16 protein-coding genes and 1 tRNA gene are annotated in these 15,902 nt (G+C 47.3%); 10 read left to right on the forward strand and 7 right to left on the reverse strand.

Annotation, left to right across the window (positions count from 1 at the left end; genetic code table 11):
- Nucleotides 1-81 precede the first annotated feature (81 nt).
- Entirely contained in the window at nt 82-1,527 is a 1,446-nt protein-coding gene (gene dnaA / locus SYN6312_RS00010) for a chromosomal replication initiator protein DnaA (RefSeq protein ID WP_015122805.1), read from the forward strand.
- A gap of 764 nt (nt 1,528-2,291) precedes the next feature.
- Here dnaA and SYN6312_RS00020 read toward each other — a convergent pair.
- Entirely contained in the window at nt 2,292-2,933 is a 642-nt protein-coding gene (locus SYN6312_RS00020) for a peroxiredoxin (protein ID WP_015122806.1), read from the reverse strand.
- 368 nt (nt 2,934-3,301) lie between these two features.
- On the opposite strand from SYN6312_RS00020, the gene tgt reads away from it, so the two are divergent.
- Nucleotides 3,302-4,432 (forward strand): tRNA guanosine(34) transglycosylase Tgt, encoded by a 1,131-nt coding sequence (gene tgt, locus SYN6312_RS00025; RefSeq protein ID WP_015122807.1) that lies wholly within the window; start codon nt 3,302-3,304, stop codon nt 4,430-4,432.
- Between the two features lie 38 nt (nt 4,433-4,470).
- On the opposite strand, the gene SYN6312_RS00030 is transcribed toward tgt, so the two are convergent.
- From SYN6312_RS00030 to SYN6312_RS00040, 3 genes are all read right to left on the reverse strand, one after another.
- Complete coding sequence (locus tag SYN6312_RS00030) at nt 4,471-5,910, reverse strand: DUF3084 domain-containing protein (protein ID WP_015122808.1); 1,440 nt, start codon at nt 5,908-5,910, stop codon at nt 4,471-4,473.
- Between the two features lie 394 nt (nt 5,911-6,304).
- A complete protein-coding gene (gene rseP, locus SYN6312_RS00035; RefSeq protein WP_015122810.1) occupies nt 6,305-7,411 on the reverse strand; it encodes an RIP metalloprotease RseP in 1,107 nt (368 codons plus the stop codon).
- A gap of 80 nt (nt 7,412-7,491) precedes the next feature.
- On the reverse strand, nt 7,492-7,767 hold the full coding sequence (locus tag SYN6312_RS00040; protein ID WP_015122811.1) for a hypothetical protein: 276 nt from the start codon (nt 7,765-7,767) through the stop codon (nt 7,492-7,494).
- 181 nt (nt 7,768-7,948) lie between these two features.
- On the opposite strand from SYN6312_RS00040, the gene psb27 reads away from it, so the two are divergent.
- Complete coding sequence (gene psb27, locus SYN6312_RS00045; RefSeq protein WP_015122812.1) at nt 7,949-8,353, forward strand: photosystem II protein Psb27; 405 nt, start codon at nt 7,949-7,951, stop codon at nt 8,351-8,353.
- Between the two features lie 54 nt (nt 8,354-8,407).
- Here the strand turns inward: psb27 and SYN6312_RS00050 are convergent, their stop codons facing one another.
- Together SYN6312_RS00050 and argB are read right to left on the reverse strand one after the other, a co-directional pair.
- Nucleotides 8,408-8,806, reverse strand: a complete 399-nt coding sequence (locus SYN6312_RS00050) for a hypothetical protein (RefSeq protein ID WP_015122813.1) — start codon at nt 8,804-8,806, stop codon at nt 8,408-8,410.
- 22 nt (nt 8,807-8,828) lie between these two features.
- Nucleotides 8,829-9,692 (reverse strand): acetylglutamate kinase, encoded by an 864-nt coding sequence (argB, locus tag SYN6312_RS00055; protein WP_015122814.1) that lies wholly within the window; start codon nt 9,690-9,692, stop codon nt 8,829-8,831.
- 77 nt (nt 9,693-9,769) lie between these two features.
- Here argB and SYN6312_RS00060 point away from each other — a divergent pair, with 77 nt between their 5' ends.
- From SYN6312_RS00060 to SYN6312_RS00070, 3 genes are all read left to right on the forward strand, one after another.
- Nucleotides 9,770-10,570 carry an S-adenosyl-l-methionine hydroxide adenosyltransferase family protein gene (locus SYN6312_RS00060; protein ID WP_015122815.1) on the forward strand — a complete coding sequence of 267 codons (801 nt, stop codon included), beginning with the start codon at nt 9,770-9,772 and terminating at the stop codon, nt 10,568-10,570.
- 74 nt (nt 10,571-10,644) lie between these two features.
- Nucleotides 10,645-10,716: transfer RNA gene (locus tag SYN6312_RS00065), tRNA-Lys, on the forward strand.
- Between the two features lie 129 nt (nt 10,717-10,845).
- Nucleotides 10,846-14,154, forward strand: coding sequence for an Eco57I restriction-modification methylase domain-containing protein (locus tag SYN6312_RS00070; RefSeq protein ID WP_015122816.1), 3,309 nt, complete (start codon nt 10,846-10,848; stop codon nt 14,152-14,154).
- A 39-nt stretch (nt 14,155-14,193) separates the two neighbouring features.
- Here the strand turns inward: SYN6312_RS00070 and SYN6312_RS00075 are convergent, their stop codons facing one another.
- Nucleotides 14,194-14,472: a hypothetical protein gene (locus SYN6312_RS00075; protein ID WP_015122817.1), complete on the reverse strand. Its 279-nt coding sequence runs from the start codon at nt 14,470-14,472 to the stop codon at nt 14,194-14,196.
- A 151-nt stretch (nt 14,473-14,623) separates the two neighbouring features.
- Here SYN6312_RS00075 and SYN6312_RS00080 point away from each other — a divergent pair, with 151 nt between their 5' ends.
- The 4 genes from SYN6312_RS00080 to SYN6312_RS00095 all read left to right on the forward strand — a co-directional run bounded on the left by SYN6312_RS00080 (nt 14,624) and on the right by SYN6312_RS00095 (nt 15,873).
- Nucleotides 14,624-14,884, forward strand: coding sequence for a hypothetical protein (locus tag SYN6312_RS00080; protein WP_015122818.1), 261 nt, complete (start codon nt 14,624-14,626; stop codon nt 14,882-14,884).
- 7 nt (nt 14,885-14,891) lie between these two features.
- Nucleotides 14,892-15,272, forward strand: coding sequence for a PIN domain-containing protein (locus tag SYN6312_RS00085; RefSeq protein ID WP_015122819.1), 381 nt, complete (start codon nt 14,892-14,894; stop codon nt 15,270-15,272).
- Between the two features lie 142 nt (nt 15,273-15,414).
- Nucleotides 15,415-15,606, forward strand: coding sequence for a hypothetical protein (locus SYN6312_RS00090; RefSeq protein WP_015122820.1), 192 nt, complete (start codon nt 15,415-15,417; stop codon nt 15,604-15,606).
- Nucleotides 15,607-15,675: 69 nt separating this feature from the next.
- On the forward strand, nt 15,676-15,873 hold the full coding sequence (locus tag SYN6312_RS00095) for an antitoxin (RefSeq protein WP_015122821.1): 198 nt from the start codon (nt 15,676-15,678) through the stop codon (nt 15,871-15,873).
- The last annotated feature ends 29 nt before the right edge of the window (nt 15,874-15,902 follow it).

A 15,902-nucleotide genomic window follows, 5' to 3' on the forward strand; every position in this document is an offset into this window, starting at 1 on the left:
AGCCGTGATGAATTATTGCAAGCAAAAAATCAAATAGATTTTTCCCATTTAGGTATTTCTAAGCGGGATTCTGATTATACCATGCCCAATCCAAATTCATATTCCCAGTTTGCATCCCCAGAGGCCAGTGTGGAGATTTCCCCAGAAACATTTTGGAATCAAATTCTAGAGCGACTACAACTCCTCCTCAGCCGCCCCACCTTTGAAACCTGGATTAAAACTGCCACTGTGGAAAGCTTTGATGGTAAGGTGCTGGTGGTCTGTATGCCAAATCCTTTTGCCCGTAATTGGCTGCATAAGTACTATCTAAAAACCATCTCTGATGTTGCCCATGATGTAATGGGATATCCGGTGGATATCCGCTTAGCGATTGCCCAAGGCAGTGAAGAGTCAACAGAGATACCTAATCCTCCTCCCCAAACCATGGAGCTGGTACCGAATCAATCTGGCCCCTCTTTGCTCGTCCCGCCCCCAGCCCCCAGTCGTGACCGCATTGGCGAACTTAATCCCAAGTATGTTTTTTCCCGCTATGTGGTTGGGCCCAATAACCGCATGGCCCACGCGGCCTGTTTAGCAGTTGCCGAGTCCCCAGGCCGTGAATTTAACCCCCTCTTTCTCTGCGGAGGAGTCGGCCTGGGAAAAACTCATTTGATGCAGGCCATTGGCCACTATCGGCTCGAAATTGACCCCCAGGCCAAAATTTTCTATGTTTCCACAGAGCAATTTACCAATGACCTAATTGCGGCAATTCGCAAAGATAGTATGCAAACTTTTCGGGAGCACTATCGGGCCGTAGATGTCATTTTGGTCGATGATATTCAATTTATTGAAGGCAAAGAATACACCCAAGAAGAGTTTTTCCACACCTTTAACACCCTCCATGAAGCCGGTAAACAGGTGGTTCTCGCCTCAGATCGCCCCCCGAGCCAAATTCCCCGGCTCCAAGAACGACTGTGTTCACGTTTTTCTATGGGCCTGATTGCGGATATTCAACCGCCAGATTTAGAAACTAGAATGGCGATTCTCCAGAAAAAAGCCGAGTACGAAAACATTCGCTTACCGAGGGAAGTTGTGGAATACATTGCCTCTAGCTACACCTCGAACATCCGCGAACTAGAGGGCGCGTTAATTCGGGCTGTGGCTTATATTTCAATTTCTGGCTTATCTATGACTGTGGAAAATATTGCCCCAGTTTTAAATCCTGCCAATCGAAAAATTGAAGCCTCACCAGAAATTATTTTCAACGTGATTACAGAGTCCTTTGGCATTGCAATTGAAGACCTCAAAGGCAACTCACGGCGGCGAGAAATTAGCGTGGCCCGCCAGGTGGGGATGTACCTGATGCGTCAATACACCGGGTTGAGCTTACCCAAAATTGGCGAAGAATTTGGCGGCAAAGATCATACGACCGTGATGTATAGCTGTGAAAAAGTGACAGAACTTCAGCGCACCGATCCGGAAATGGGTTCCCTTTTGAGACAACTCAGCGACCGGATTAATCTTGCCAGTCGCCCCGCCGAAGCCTGAGGAAAACCTCAGAACTCAATAAGATTCAAGCAGAGTTTTGTGGAAAAGTGCCTATTTTCTGTGGAAAACCTTGGGAAAAACCTGTGGAAAACATGAAGGAGTTGTGGAAAAAGATTACAAAATTTAATGTCCTGTGGAAAACTTACCTACTTTATCCACAGGTTTTCCACAGGCTTAAAGTGGTTCAATCCCTTATGGAAAGAGACTTTCAAAAAGTTTTCCACAGTTTCCACAGGCCCTACTACTACTATAAGAAGATCTATTTATCTAGAATTAGTAGATCAGAGACTATTAAAAAAAGAAAATATGCGGTTATGTTCTAGTGAACTGCTTAAGTCAGGATTGTGCATTGAGGTAGTAAATTCTTTTGTTCTTAAATCAGGACTGAGCCTAGAAAACCTGGAAACTGCTTTGAAGATCGGAATAAATTTTTTCAATCTGCTGAGATTCTGACTCGTTATCCCCAGTTGAGATCTTGGCCTGTGGAATTGTTGAATGTAGAGTCATTTCTGCGCCTGTTGAAGATGGGTTGACTCCCCTGAAGATACATTTTCTTGTTCGCCCAAAATCAGGGGGCTTAAACGGGCAGCTAGACGTGAAATTAAAAATCACCCAGGCCAAAAAAAACTGCCCATAGCTGATCTCGATTAAAGAAAAAGCTACCGACAGTGACCGTTAGAGTTTTAAGTTTGGGAATTAGGGCATTCTTGACTCAGATAACGCTTAAGATTATCTCAATATCTCACTTGAGATCATAGGTGAACTTACTTGTTGGGTTGGGGAGTTAACCGGAGGTAGGGCTTGACCTCAGTAACGCCTTTGGGGAATTTTTCCCGCGCGACATCCGTGGGAATCGAGGGAACCACAACACAATCATCCCCATCCTTCCAGTTCGCTGGGGTGGCAACACTGTGATAATCCGTCAATTGTAGAGAATCAATCACCCGCAAAAGTTCATCAAAGTTGCGGCCCGTGCTGGCAGGGTAGGTAAGGGTTAGGCGTAATTTTTTGTTGGGGTCAATGATAAATACGGAACGGACTGTTAAGGTGTTGCCAGTGCTGGAGTTGGGGTGAATCATCCCGTAAAGGGTGGAAACTTTTTTATCCCCATCTGCCAAAATTGGGTAGTTGACCGTGGTGTTTTGGGTTTCATTAATGTCACCGATCCAGCCCTTGTGGGAATTGGCATCATCAACACTGAGGGCAATGGTTTTGACATTGCGCTTGACAAACTCGTCTTGCAGTTTGGCCACAACCCCTAATTCGGTGGTACAAACGGGGGTATAGTCCGCCGGGTGTGAGAACAGAATCACCCAACTATCTCCGGCCCAATCGTAAAAGTTAATTTCGCCTTCGGAAGAATCTTGGGTAAAGTTGGGTACGACATCCCCGAGTTGGAGGGACATAGATGACTCCTGTATCAAAAAAACAGCATCGTAGGTTACTAAATGATCATGCCACAGACTCCTATATGTCGGTCGGAATATGGCAGAAATTACATAAACTCTTGTAAATATTGATGAAAGGAGTTCCTTTAATGACAGAAATAAAGCAGGCTGGTCATCAAAAGCCGCTGGCCTGAGTTACCGATTACCGTGAGCCATAACTCCTGATCTGATTCTGATCTGAGGATTACCCCCTAGTCGTGATGGTGGATAGTCCTGAATAACTGCCGGTTCCTGGTGAGGGAGTCCGGCTAGTTGCGCCTGAAAAAATTGGATGCGCTCTTGGGTATGGGATCATTGAGGAGCAATGCTCTATTATCTAGGCCCCCGTGTTTAAGTTTGACTGCCAGGCCCGTTGTCCCCAGACCCAAGCTCGTGCCGGTGTTTTTCATACCCCCCACGGAATTATTGAAACCCCGCGCTTTATGCCGGTGGGAACCCTCGCCAATGTGAAAACAGTCACCCCGGCCCAACTGGCCACCACTGGGGCGCAAATGATTTTGGCTAACACCTATCACTTGCATTTGCAACCTGGTGAAGAAATTATTGCGGCGGCGGGGGGATTGCATCGCTTTATGGGTTGGCCTGGGCCAATTTTGACGGATTCTGGGGGCTTTCAGGTGTTTAGCCTCAGTCAAATGCGGGCTATTAGCGATGCTGGGGTGCTATTTAAGTCTCCCAAAGATGGACGAGAGATTTTCATTAGTCCAGAAATCGCGATGCAGATTCAAGGGCGATTGGGGGCGGATGTGATTATGGCCTTTGATGAATGTCCCCCCTATCCAGCCACTCGCGATCAAGTCCAGGCTGCTACAGAGCGCACAATCCGCTGGTTATATCGCTGTTACCAGGCTCACTATGACCGTCCTCATGACCCACAGTCTCATCCCCAGGCTCTTTTTGGGATTATTCAGGGAGGGGTGTATTTAGATTTGCGCCAGGCCTGTGCGACTGAAATGGTCAAGCTCGATTTACCCGGCTATGCCATTGGTGGGGTGAGTGTGGGAGAACCGCCGGAGTTAATTGCCGGAGTGGTGGCAGCAACTACGCCCCTGTTACCGGAAGATAAGCCCCGCTATCTCATGGGAGTTGGTACTTATCGGGAAATGGCCCAAGCCATTGCCGCCGGAATTGATTTGTTTGATTGTGTCATTCCCACGCGCCTGGCCCGTCATGGCTGTGCCTTGGTGCAAGGAGAACGTTGGAATCTCAAGAATGCTCGTTTCAAAACGGACTTTACTCCCCTGGATGAAACCTGTTCCTGTTATACCTGCCAAAATTTTAGTCGGGCTTACCTAAGTCATTTAATCCGCTCTCAGGAAGTCTTGGGGTTTACCCTCTTGGCGATTCACAACTTGACGGAATTGATTTGTTTTACCCAACGGATTCGGGTCGCAATTTTAGCCGGGACTTTTACCAGAGAATTTGCGAGTTGGTTAAAACCGAAGGAACCAACCTAGTTTATCGAAAGCTTGCTTTTGCTCTTGAATAGTGATACCTAGCCGCCCCGTAAAATAATTTTTTGGTTTTGTCGCGCGACTAACTCCAGCTTCATTGGTCCAGACGTGTAGATGGCCTGGGGAACGATGCTACTGATTTCAATATCCCCTGGATAGTTTCTTAAAGCCAAAATAAATTTGACTAATTCGATCTGATCAAAGGCTCCGACAGTACCACTGACCGGATCTGGCCACACTCCAGCTTCAATAGCCCGTTGATTGGAGGTGGTAAAGAGTGCATCTAAGCGTTGCAAAATTTGTTCATCACTCATTTTACTAGGGCTGAGATTAATGCGGGCAATCGTGGCTCCTGGCTCAAAGATCAAGCTATTTTCTGCGGCCTGGGGGACTACTAAGATATTGGCCTCTCCTTGGAGATAGTTGGCTGCGGCTAGGATGCGCACGCTGTATGTCTTACCCGTTAATAACTGCTGCATGAGACGCTCAATATCAGCGGTTGTAACTTGAATGACTTGATCCGTGGGTTTAATGTTTTGGGGACTATTCAAAATGATCGCATTGCGCCGGGCCTGGCGAAGAAATTCTTCAATGGCCTGTTGGGCTTTGGTGGGGGTATCAATGTTTTTCACCACCCCAGCTGCTAAGACTTGTCCAGCCCGAATCGAAATTGTCCCGCGCCTTAAACCCAGGAGGAGGACTTCGACATTTTCTTCAAGGCGTTGGCGACTGGTTTCTAAGGTCTTGATTTCAGATCGGAGTTTGGTTTGTTGATCCAAAAGGGCTTGGCGTTGTTGATCGGCAGTGGCGAGTTGGGTCTGAATGGTGGCAATGGAGTCCTCAAGGGTTTGTTTTTGGCGTTCGGCAGCGGCAAGACGCGTTTGTATCTTAGTGACAGCTATTTCGAGTTCTTGGCGTTGACCTTGGGCAGTCTGGAGTTGACGCAAGGCTGTGGTTTGTTCTGCCTGGAGACGGGTAATTTCGGTTTGCAGGGTGCGGCTTTTGGCCTGGACTTGGATAAGGTTGGCCTGGGTTTGGCGATAGCGGGCTTGGAGTTGTTCAAATAAGCGTTGGGTCTGGGCCTGGCGGGTAAGGGCGGCTTTGAGGCTCTTTGTGGCTCCGGCTAGTTGGGTTTTGACCTGGGAAAGGTTGGCCTGGGATGCCGCTAGATCCGATTCAATCGAATTTTTCTGAATGAGAGCGGTTTTGAGTTCTACTTCTGCGGCTTGGCGTTGACGTTGAATTGATTCAATCCGAAACACAGCATCCCGCAGTTCCTTACTAACTGCAAATAATATGCCCAGCGTTGAACCAGCAATTAAACTCCCCGTCAGAATGGTAATTAAAACGGCGGTTTGCTTAGGACGTAAATTAAAGAGAGATAAACGGGCTTTACCGACCTTTGACCCCAGCCGATCGCCGACGGTTGCAATCGCCCCACCCAAGATAATAACCGCCAGAATTAAAACATACCCAACCATGGATTTAGTTCCAGTTCACTCACATCACCACCTCATCCCCTTTGCCAACACTCCTAGATTAGGCCAAGCCTTCCAGGCCCGTCACGATTGGCAAAACTCATCTAATTCATGACCGTTGATAGACATAGACGCGTTCCTTAACGTTACTGTGTCTGGGGTAAAGATAGGGCATGTAAGGAAAGGCAGATTGAGAATGTTCTACGGTTGTGACTTTCCCCCTGGCCGGGTAAGGATGAGCCACCATGACAAGCTTCTCAATGTCACCTCATTCCCACTGGCCAGAGATCATCACCAGTTAGACTCTTAACATCAGCATCGACAGTCCCATGCCGGGGTAATGATGTCATTCTGGGCAGGTTTTTTAAGTATGGGTTTGACTCAGGCTATGGAGCTTTTAAAATAACTGCTGCATCCAGGCTAGGCCAGTTAAGTTGACCGTATCGCGGACAATTAAAACCATCCCTAAGCCCAACAATAAAACCAAGCCCGTTTGCATGACCCCTTCCTGAATCCGAGTTGGTAAAGGTTTACCCCGCAGCCCTTCAATCAGCAAAAAGACCAGTTGACCCCCATCTAAGGCCGGTAAGGGCAAAATATTAATTACGGCTAGGTTAATACTAATCAGGGCGGCAAATTGAAATAACTGGCCAAAATTAGAGCGGACAATATCAGCCCCAATGGCCACAATCGCTACCGGCCCAGACACTTGTGAGGCGGCTTGATCGAGGTGCTGAAAGAGCTTAATAAATCCCGTGACTGTTAACTGGGTAATCCGCTCAAACTCTTGCGCCGCCGCGCCTACCAATTGGATTGGGTTAAGGGTCTGTTGACGCGTCACTTCTACATTGGGAGCCAATTGCACACCCACCTTGGCCCGGCCATCTTCTCCTAACTCCGGCACAATGGTTAGGTTTTGGGTTGTATCCCCTCGGACAATTTCTAACTGCAGTGGTTCCCCTGGGTGGGATTGGATTTGTGACATCAAGTAAGTAAGGCTTTCGGCTTTGGCTTCTAAGGGATAGCCATTGACTGCTGTAATTCGGTCTCCAGCTTCGATACCAGCCTGAAGGGCAACTAAGCTACTTTCTGTCGCCAATTGTGGTACAACTACCCCTGGCTGATAGGTAATTTGCGGAATTCCAAAGATCCCCATCTGGGTCAAGATGAGGAGAAAGGCAAAGAGAAGATTAGCTAATACCCCAGCACTAATAACGATTGCCCGATCTAAAACTGGGCGGTTTTTGAGAAGGTTGGGATCCTGAGGAGGAATCGGGCTATCCGGATCATCATCGGGAAACCCCACATATCCACCCAGAGGAATCCCACGCAGGGCGTATTCAGTTTCGGGACCCTGATATTTCCACAGGACTGGGCCAAAGCCAATGGAAAAGCGATTAACGTAGATCCCCTGAGTCCGTGCGGCTAAGAAATGCCCTAATTCATGGACGAAAATCAGGAGTCCGAGAACAGCAATTGCCGCAGCGATGGACAAAAGGGACATAAACGTTACCTAATCTGTCTGAAAAATACTCATATCTTAACGTGATGGGCTTCACCACAACGGGTGAGAAAACTGAAGCCCTAGAGATTTGGTGCAGTAGTGACCGCTGTTGAGACTAGCTCGGGGTCTCCAGACATGATAATTTCAAGGTCGGCATTGGCCTGGGCTAGACCCATTTGGCTAAATTGCCCCAAGCAGCCATCCATTAAGCCATAAACAATCACGACTCCCCCAGCCGAGATAGCCACCAACACACTAGCAATTGCTAAGGACGAATCCTTGAGTCGATAAGCTCCTTGAAGAAGCCGTACCGACCAAATCACTAATCCAATAACCAGCAAGAGTAAGAGAATCATAATGTTAATTATCTTAACAACTCTTGCCAAAATTCTCATAATTACTTAACAATTTCCTAAGATTGCGGGCGGGACTGTCTGGGTAACTCGCGATATTTCCTTATTCTCTAGCGGATGATTCTAGGGATATGGAAATATTAGAAATATCTTCAGGCTCTTTTTCCCGACTGGTTTAACTTTTATGAAGCGTTTCTTAAGCTTTGCCCTCAGCCTAGTCCTAGTGATCTCAATCGGCTTAACCGGGTGTAGTAATACTCCCCCAGGCCTGAGTGGTAATTTTCGCCAAGACACCATCGCTGTGATTGATAGCCTCCGCCAGGCCATTGCCTTGCCTGAAGATGATCCCACGAAAGCTGCTGCCCAGGCCGATGCCCGCACCAAGATTAATAGCTTTATTGCCCTTTATCGCCGTGATGACAATTTGACCAGCTTGACTTCCTTTACGACGATGCGAACCGCCTTAAATTCTTTGGCTGGTCACTATAGCTCTTATCCCAATCGCCCCGTCCCAGAAAAACTGAAAACCCGCCTTGAGCAAGAGTTTCGTCAGGTCGAGTTGGCCTTGGATCGGGAAGCTAATAGTTAAGATTTGCGGGGATTCAGCATTCATCTTCTTGGTCTTTCCCCTTTTCCAGTTTGCCTAGGGACTCAATCGCGCTTGGGCCTGGGCCCGAAACCAAGTAATGACTTGCGCCAAACTCAATTCTTCTGGACTAACCTGGCAAAACTCGCCGGCCTGTCTGAGTTGATTTAGGGAGGCGATCAAAAATTGTCCATACCAGGTGAGGAAGCCAGGGGATTGGTGTTCTTCTCCCAGAAGTGTTTCGTCCTGCTCTAGCCATTGATAAATTAGCTCTGGACTCAGTTGATTAAGGGAAATCTGCTCTTGCTCGGCCATTGGTTTCAGGTAGCGCAGGGAATAGAGAGCCACCCGGATTAAAAATCGCTCTTGGGCGGGGAGGACGGTTTGTTCTATGGCTTGAGCTTCCTCTAAGGTTAAGAGGGTGTTGGGATCAAAGCTGCTGAAGGGACTGGCCATGGAGGTAGAGCTGGGTATGGGTTTAACAGGAAGAACCGACAATCATGGAGCCAATCCCAGAGTCGGTGAAAATTTCTAGAAGTAGGGAATGGGGAATCCGCCCGTCAATGATATGGGCTGCTTTGACACCTTGGGCGAGGGAGCGGATACAGCAGTTGACCTTGGGAATCATGCCACCAGATACTGTGCCGTCTTGAATGAGTTCGCGGGCCTGGGCAATATCCAGTTTATAGAGCAGGGTGCTGGGGTCGTGGTAATCCCGTAAAATTCCGGCGGTGTCTGTCAGTAAAATCAGTTTTTCGGCCCCCAAGGCAGCCGCAATTTCCCCCGCCACGGTATCGGCATTGATGTTGTAGGCTTGGCCGGTTTCATCGGCAGCAACGCTGGAAATGACGGGAATATAGCCTTTTTCAACTAGGGTTGAGACCACGCGAATATCCACACTTTGAACATCGCCAACAAAGCCAATCCCATCTTGTCCCTGACTCCGGGCCTGGATGAGGTTTCCATCTTTGCCACACAGTCCCACCGCCTGACCCCCGGCCTGGTTAATCAGGGAAACCAGTTCCTTATTGACCCGCCCCACCAGAACCATTTCTACCACATCCATTGTTGGGGCATCAGTCACTCGCAGGCCATTCTTGAATTGGGGTTCAATGTTGAGTTTGGTCAGCCACGTGTTAATTTCTGGGCCGCCCCCATGTACTACTACGGGTCGGACTCCCACAAAGGACATAAAGACAATATCCCGAATCACTGTCGCTTTCAGGTTGCTGTCTTTCATCGCTGCACCCCCATATTTGACAACTACCGTGCGTCCGGCAAAGGCCTGGAGATAGGGCAACGCTTCACTGAGGACTTGTACCCGGTCGGTGTCATTCAACATGGTTGCATTCCGTAAAATAGTTCTCAAATGATCGGGAATTATTACATGATTTAGTCGTAGATTACACCAGTCTGCTGATGTCGGCTGCTTTCACACTTACTTCGATGATTACCCTGCTGACTGATTTTGGCTATCAAGATTCTTATGCAGGAATTCTGCGCGGCATCATTTCCCAAATTAACCCCACCGCAACCATCATTGACCTGACCCATGGCATTGCTCCTCACGACTGTCATGCCGCAATGTTCCAACTCCGCCAGGCCACGCCCTACTTTAATCCTCAGACCATTCATCTAGCGGTGGTGGATCCAGGAGTAGGTAGTAGTCGCCGGGGCCTGGCCATCCAAACGAGTCAAGGGGTTTTAGTTGGCCCAGATAATGGGATTTTTACAGGAGTGCTGCACCAGGCCCAGGTTAACCAAGCTGTGGAGTTAACTAATCCAGACTATTGGCTCCCATTGGAAATTAGTACCACGTTCCACGGCCGAGATATTTTTGCCCCCGTAGCAGCCCATTTATCCTTGGGAGTAGGACTCAGTTCTCTGGGGAACCCGATTGATCCGGCTTCTTTAATCTGTTTACCTGGCCTGGAGCCTGAACAAACCTCCTCTGGTTGGCGGGGAACTATTCAAGGCATTGATCATTTTGGGAATGTCATCTCAACCTTGCCAAAAACACTCTGTCAAGGCGGGACGTGGATGGTTCAGTACCAGGCCCTAACTTTACCGTTGATGCACATCTACAGCGAAGTCTCTCCAGGCCAGCCCATTGCCCTGATCGGTAGTCATGGTTGGCTTGAAATTGCCATTAACCAAGGTTCTGCAGCCCAAATTTATGGAACTCGGCTGGGTGACACTATTTACCTACACCCTGCTTAAATAGAACCTACTATCCAAGAGCAAATTGGATATGTTACCTTGGTAAATGCCTTGAATTTAAGGCGCAAAGTAGTGGGTCGCTAGCTCAGCGGTAGAGCACTCGGCTTTTAACCGATTGGTCTTGGGTTCGAATCCCAGGCGACCCATAAAATAATGGTCTGTGAATGTCCAGATCACCGATAACTGATCCAAAAAAAGTTCAGGGATTTGTGGCAACCGGCCCCGGATTAAGGACACTCGAATTACAGTATGGGAAGAGATGATCTTGCGTCACAATGTCTCGACAACCCACAAACCCGCTTTTTCATGACAGAACTCTAAATGCTGCAATTCGGGCGTTTACGTTTCCGGCTGACTTACCTGAGCGACAAGGGAAGATTTTGCAGTGGATTGATGTTTTGCAGTCTGGGACGTTGGATGAGATTAAGGAAACCTCGCTGCATGGCAGTTTTTTAGCTGATATTTTCCAGGCCATATTGGGCTATCGATCCGTGATTGCGGGGGGTGGCCAGGCCTGGGAGATTCATGCCGAGCAAACGATTTCTGATGGGGGCGGTTCGGCTGATGGGGCGTTGGGGTTCTTTACGGCTACTGTGCAGGCCAAAGGCGGGGTTAAGTTATCCGGGCGGGTGATTGCACCGATTGAGTTAAAGGGGGCCAAGGATGATTTGGATCGGGTTGCCCCAGGCCGGAAGGAATCAGCAGTAGATCAAGGGTGGCGATATGCCAATTACACACCGGATTGTAAATGGGTGATTGTCTCGAACTATCGGGAAATTCGGCTGTATCAAACCAGTAAGACCCCGGCCTATTGTGAAATCTTTCGCTTGCTGGACTTGGGGGAGATGGAGGCGTTTCAGCGGTTTTATTTCCTGCTGTGTCGAGAGAACTTTTTACCCAATCAACCCCAGGCCCGGTCACGGATTGATGAACTATTAGCTGAGTCCAATGAAGCCGAGGCAGCGATTACTAATGCCCTGTATGAGCAATACAAGCAAGTCCGGGTTGATTTAGCCCAGCATTTCCAGGCCACGGCCCCAAATGACATCGAAAATCGAGATACTGTCCTGATCGAAAAAGCCCAGAAGGTCTTGGATCGGGTGTTGTTTATTGCTTTTTGCGAGGATCGGGGGTTATTGCCGGATAAGACGATCCAAAAAGCCTATGAGCATCGAGATCCTTACAACCCCAGGCCCATTTGGGAGAACTACAAAGCCATTTTTCGGTGGGTCGATCAGGGGAATGAGGATCCACCCATTCCGGGCTATAACGGCGGCCTGTTCAAACTGGATTCTCTTTTAGATGAGCAGCTTCAGGTTACGGATCAACTCTGTGGCCAGCTTAAGGATTTAACTCGGTTTGATTTTGATACGGAAGTGTCGGTCAACATTTTGGGGCATATTTTTGAGCAGTCGGTTAGTGATCTGGAGGAGTTGAAGGCTCTAGCGGCGGGGCAATCGTTTAACCAAAAGCAAGGCAAGCGCAAGACTCAGGGGGTTTATTACACTCCGGCATTTATTACTCAGTACATTGTCGAGGTGGCATTGGGGGGATATTTAAGGCAAAAGGAAGCCGTTTTATCTCAACAACTCGGATTAGATACCATTCCCAAGCAAGCGACCAAGAAACGGCGAGACACTGAGGTTAAGTTTTGGGAGGACTATCGAGATATTTTGCTCAAAACCAGGGTGATTGATCCGGCCTGTGGTTCGGGGGCATTTTTGATTGCGGCGTTTGATTATCTAAACCGAGAGTATGAGCGGGTGAATGAAGCCTTGGCCGCTTTGGCAGTGGATCAACAAAGTAAGGGAAAGGTGGCGGCGGATGTGGTGGGGCAGCGGAGTTTATTTGATTTAGACGAGACTATTTTAAATAAAAATTTGTTTGGGGTTGATTTATGGCCGGAGTCTGTGGAAATTACCAAGTTATCCCTGTGGTTAAAGACGGCCAAGAAGGAAAAGGCGTTAACTTACTTGGATGACAATATCAAGGTTGGCAATTCTATTGTTTCTGATCCTAGTTATGATCCCTTAGCGTTTAATTGGCTAGCGGCGTTTCCTGATGTGTTTGCGGATGGTGGGTTTGATGTGGTGCTGGGGAATCCGCCCTATGTCCGCCAGGAACGACTCACCCCATTTAAGCCCTATTTACAAACCCATTACCAGACTTTTGATGGGGTGGCTGATCTCTATGTCTATTTTTATGAGCAGGGGTTAAGGATTCTTAAGCCGGAGGGGGTGCTGTCCTACATCGTCACGAATAAGTGGTTCAAGGCGGGCTATGGGGAAGCATTGCGGCGGTTCTTTACTGAGAATTCTATCTTTGAGCAAATTCTAGATTTTGGTCATGCCCCAATTTTTCCTGATGCTGAAGTGTTTCCCTGTATTGTCTCGATGCGTAAGCCTGAAACGGTGAATCATCCAGCTTCAACAGTGCGGGTGTGTCCAGTTCCCCGTGAGAAGTTGCCAGAGATTAGTTTGCCTCAGTATGTGCAGCAGGAAGGGTTTGATATTCCTTGGACTCGCTTTACGGAACAGGCCTGGAGCCTTGAACCCCCAGAAGTTGATGCTTTGATGCAGAAGATTCAATCGGTGGGGATTCCACTTAAGGAATATGTAGGACATTCACCCTATTACGGTATTAAAACGGGTTTAAATGAGGCTTTCTTAATTGACAATGCAACCAAAAACAAATTAGTTAATCTTGATCCCAAGAGTGTAGAAATTATCAAACCTTACTTAAGAGGCCAGGATGTTAAACGCTGGAATCCAGATTGGCAAAACTTGTGGATGATTCTAGCGCATAAAGAGATTCAAATAGAAAATTACCCTATTGTCAGGGAACATTTAACTCAATACGGTGAGAAATTAGAGAAAAGAGCAGGAAAACAATTATGGTGGCAGTTACAAGCTCCTCCATCTTCTACGGATTTATTTGAACAACCTAAAATAATCTGGCCTGATTTAGCGTGGGGAGCAAAATTTTGTTTTGATTATAATAATTTTTATACCAACGACTTATGTTTTATCTTACCTACAAATAATCTTTGGTTATTAGCAGTTATCAATTCACCACTAATATGGGCATGGCTATGGCGTAATGCTGCTCACGGCAAAGATGAAGTGTTACGGCTCAAAAACATATACACAGAAACCTTACCAATTCCCCCGACTACCGATGAAATAAAGTCACAAATTGAACCAAAAGTTAGTCGCTTAATTGAACTCACCAAACAAAACCAGGCCAGCCATAGAGAGGTATATGATTGGCTCCAAACAGAACAAGCGATTCTTAAACTCGGCCAAAAATTAGAGAACTTTGCCAATTTGGATGGTGATCAGTTTGTCCAAGAAGTGAGAATCAGAAAACCCAAAGGAACCAGCCTAAACCCCAAAGCCTTAAAAGAATTGCGAGATGTTTACCAAGACTATGCCCCCCAAATCCAGGCCCGCAATGCCGAAGCTCTCACCCTAGAAATTCAACTCTCAGATTTAGTCAACCAAGCCTATGGCCTCACTCCAGAAGAAATTGATCTGATGTGGAAAACGGCCCCACCCAGAATGCCCATCCCCCGGCCGATTTAACGTATGAGTGGATTTTGCCAGGCCTGGAGATCGAGCTTACTATGCAGTAAGGATTTCTGTCGTATTGAGGCTCTGTGTCTTAGTAAAGTCCTCGATTTTGATCCAATGAACAGGCTTCCCTTCTGAGACAGCGATGGCCGCAAGTTTCTCATTTTGCTCATTGATCCAAGCATCTGTGGTAATCGGAAAAACAACGGCTCCATTAGGTATATCGGCTAAGACTTCAGGATTTTTGAGGGCCTGGCCTAATTGTCGGGCCACTTGGATATTGACAGCAGCGAGGCGTTGTTGTTCAGCTTTAGTTAAGTTCTGACTCATATCGTTCTCGCTCTTTGTACCAGTTTTCTAGCATCCAATCTCAGGCTATCTCGTAACACAGGCTCGGCAATCAATACATCAATCCCAAAAGGGGTGAAAGGTTTTGTAATATGGCACTGTATTAACTTCGTAGTGTAGAAGACTCCAGGCAATGACTATCTCTTTGGAATTACCCTCAGACCTAGAGAACGAGCTTTCTGACGAGGCTGCCCAACTAAATCTACCGCTGCCGGAATATATTCTTCGAGTTCTCTCCCTTCGTCCTTTTTTGCAAAACCCTCCCAAAACAGGAGTTGAGCTTGTTGCCTACTGGGAAAGTATTGGGGTGATTAACTCTCGGCCTGATATTGCAAATAGCCAAGAGTATGCCCGCAGATTACGCGATCAAGCTGAATACCGTGAGCGAATTTAGGTAGCAAATGTACCTAGTTGATACCGATGTCATGATCGATATTCAGCGGGGGTATGAGCCGGCCCTGGCCTGGTTTGCCTCTCTCCCAGAACTACCAAGTATTCCTGGCTTTGTGGTTATGGAGTTGATTCAAGATGCTCAGAATAAGCAACAGGTGCGTCAAGTGCTCCAACTCATCGCCCCCTTAACGATTGTCTGGCCAACTGAAACTGACTGCGCCCGGGCCCTATCTGATTTTACGGCCTATCACCTGTCTCACAAAATTGGTTTGATTGATGCTTTAATTGGGGCCTGTGCCGTTGGGCGGAATGTAACCCTCTGCACTTTTAACATCAAGCACTACCAAGTCATCTCAGGCTTGCGCATAGAACAGCCTTACACTCGCTAAACCTCCTCCAGTGAATCCCATATCCGGCCGGGGAAACTTGATAGATAGGGCGTTTCTGTAAGCTGGCCTGAAACCCAAAATCTTACAAGGATTTTAATATGTTGATCAAAACTATGCCCCTAAATAATTCAAGGAAATCATTATGAAAGCCGTCAAAGTCATGGCAACCATTAACTATCAGGGGCAATTAACCCTAGATCAACCCCTGACCATTGATGAAAATAGTCGAGTTGAAGTGATCATTCTTGTTCCAGAATCAGAAGCAACCGATGAACCCACCCAAGCAGAGGTTTTAGCTGACTTTGCCCAGGCCTGGGATGAAGCGATGACTTGAACACAAGACTACATTTTTCACGATGTGCTATCAACGATAATTAAAGACATTAGCCTAGAGAAGTTGGCCATGAATACCGCTCAAATCAAAACCGATGGCGATCACCAAATTGTCATCCTTCCCAAAGAAATAGAACTTTCTGGCACTGAGTTTTATATCAAGAAGGTTGGTGATTCAATCATTCTCATTTCTAAAGATCATCCCTGGCAATTATTGTTTGACAGCTTAGACCAATTTTCAGATGACTTCATGGAAACCAGAGATTAGCCAAATTGAAAGCGATCACCTTAATAACA

Origin of the sequence: Synechococcus sp. PCC 6312 (assembly GCF_000316685.1) — a bacterium.
Taxonomy (GTDB): domain Bacteria; phylum Cyanobacteriota; class Cyanobacteriia; order Thermosynechococcales; family Thermosynechococcaceae; genus Pseudocalidococcus.

Coding starts and splice junctions, on each gene's coding strand:
- SYN6312_RS00050 (WP_015122813.1), bottom strand. CDS start 8,806: ATGGCCAGTCCCTTCAGCAGCTTTGATCCCAACACCCTCTTAACCTTA.
- dnaA (WP_015122805.1), top strand. CDS start 82: ATGCCCAATCCAAATTCATATTCCCAGTTTGCATCCCCAGAGGCCAGT.
- SYN6312_RS00075 (WP_015122817.1), bottom strand. CDS start 14,472: ATGAGTCAGAACTTAACTAAAGCTGAACAACAACGCCTCGCTGCTGTC.
- SYN6312_RS00095 (WP_015122821.1), top strand. CDS start 15,676: ATGAATACCGCTCAAATCAAAACCGATGGCGATCACCAAATTGTCATC.
- psb27 (WP_015122812.1), top strand. CDS start 7,949: ATGAAGCGTTTCTTAAGCTTTGCCCTCAGCCTAGTCCTAGTGATCTCA.
- SYN6312_RS00080 (WP_015122818.1), top strand. CDS start 14,624: ATGACTATCTCTTTGGAATTACCCTCAGACCTAGAGAACGAGCTTTCT.
- SYN6312_RS00040 (WP_015122811.1), bottom strand. CDS start 7,767: ATGATTCTCTTACTCTTGCTGGTTATTGGATTAGTGATTTGGTCGGTA.
- SYN6312_RS00090 (WP_015122820.1), top strand. CDS start 15,415: ATGAAAGCCGTCAAAGTCATGGCAACCATTAACTATCAGGGGCAATTA.
- SYN6312_RS00070 (WP_015122816.1), top strand. CDS start 10,846: ATGTCTCGACAACCCACAAACCCGCTTTTTCATGACAGAACTCTAAAT.
- SYN6312_RS00085 (WP_015122819.1), top strand. CDS start 14,892: ATGTACCTAGTTGATACCGATGTCATGATCGATATTCAGCGGGGGTAT.
- rseP (WP_015122810.1), bottom strand. CDS start 7,411: ATGTCCCTTTTGTCCATCGCTGCGGCAATTGCTGTTCTCGGACTCCTG.
- SYN6312_RS00060 (WP_015122815.1), top strand. CDS start 9,770: ATGTCGGCTGCTTTCACACTTACTTCGATGATTACCCTGCTGACTGAT.
- SYN6312_RS00030 (WP_015122808.1), bottom strand. CDS start 5,910: ATGGTTGGGTATGTTTTAATTCTGGCGGTTATTATCTTGGGTGGGGCG.
- argB (WP_015122814.1), bottom strand. CDS start 9,692: ATGTTGAATGACACCGACCGGGTACAAGTCCTCAGTGAAGCGTTGCCC.
- SYN6312_RS00020 (WP_015122806.1), bottom strand. CDS start 2,933: ATGTCCCTCCAACTCGGGGATGTCGTACCCAACTTTACCCAAGATTCT.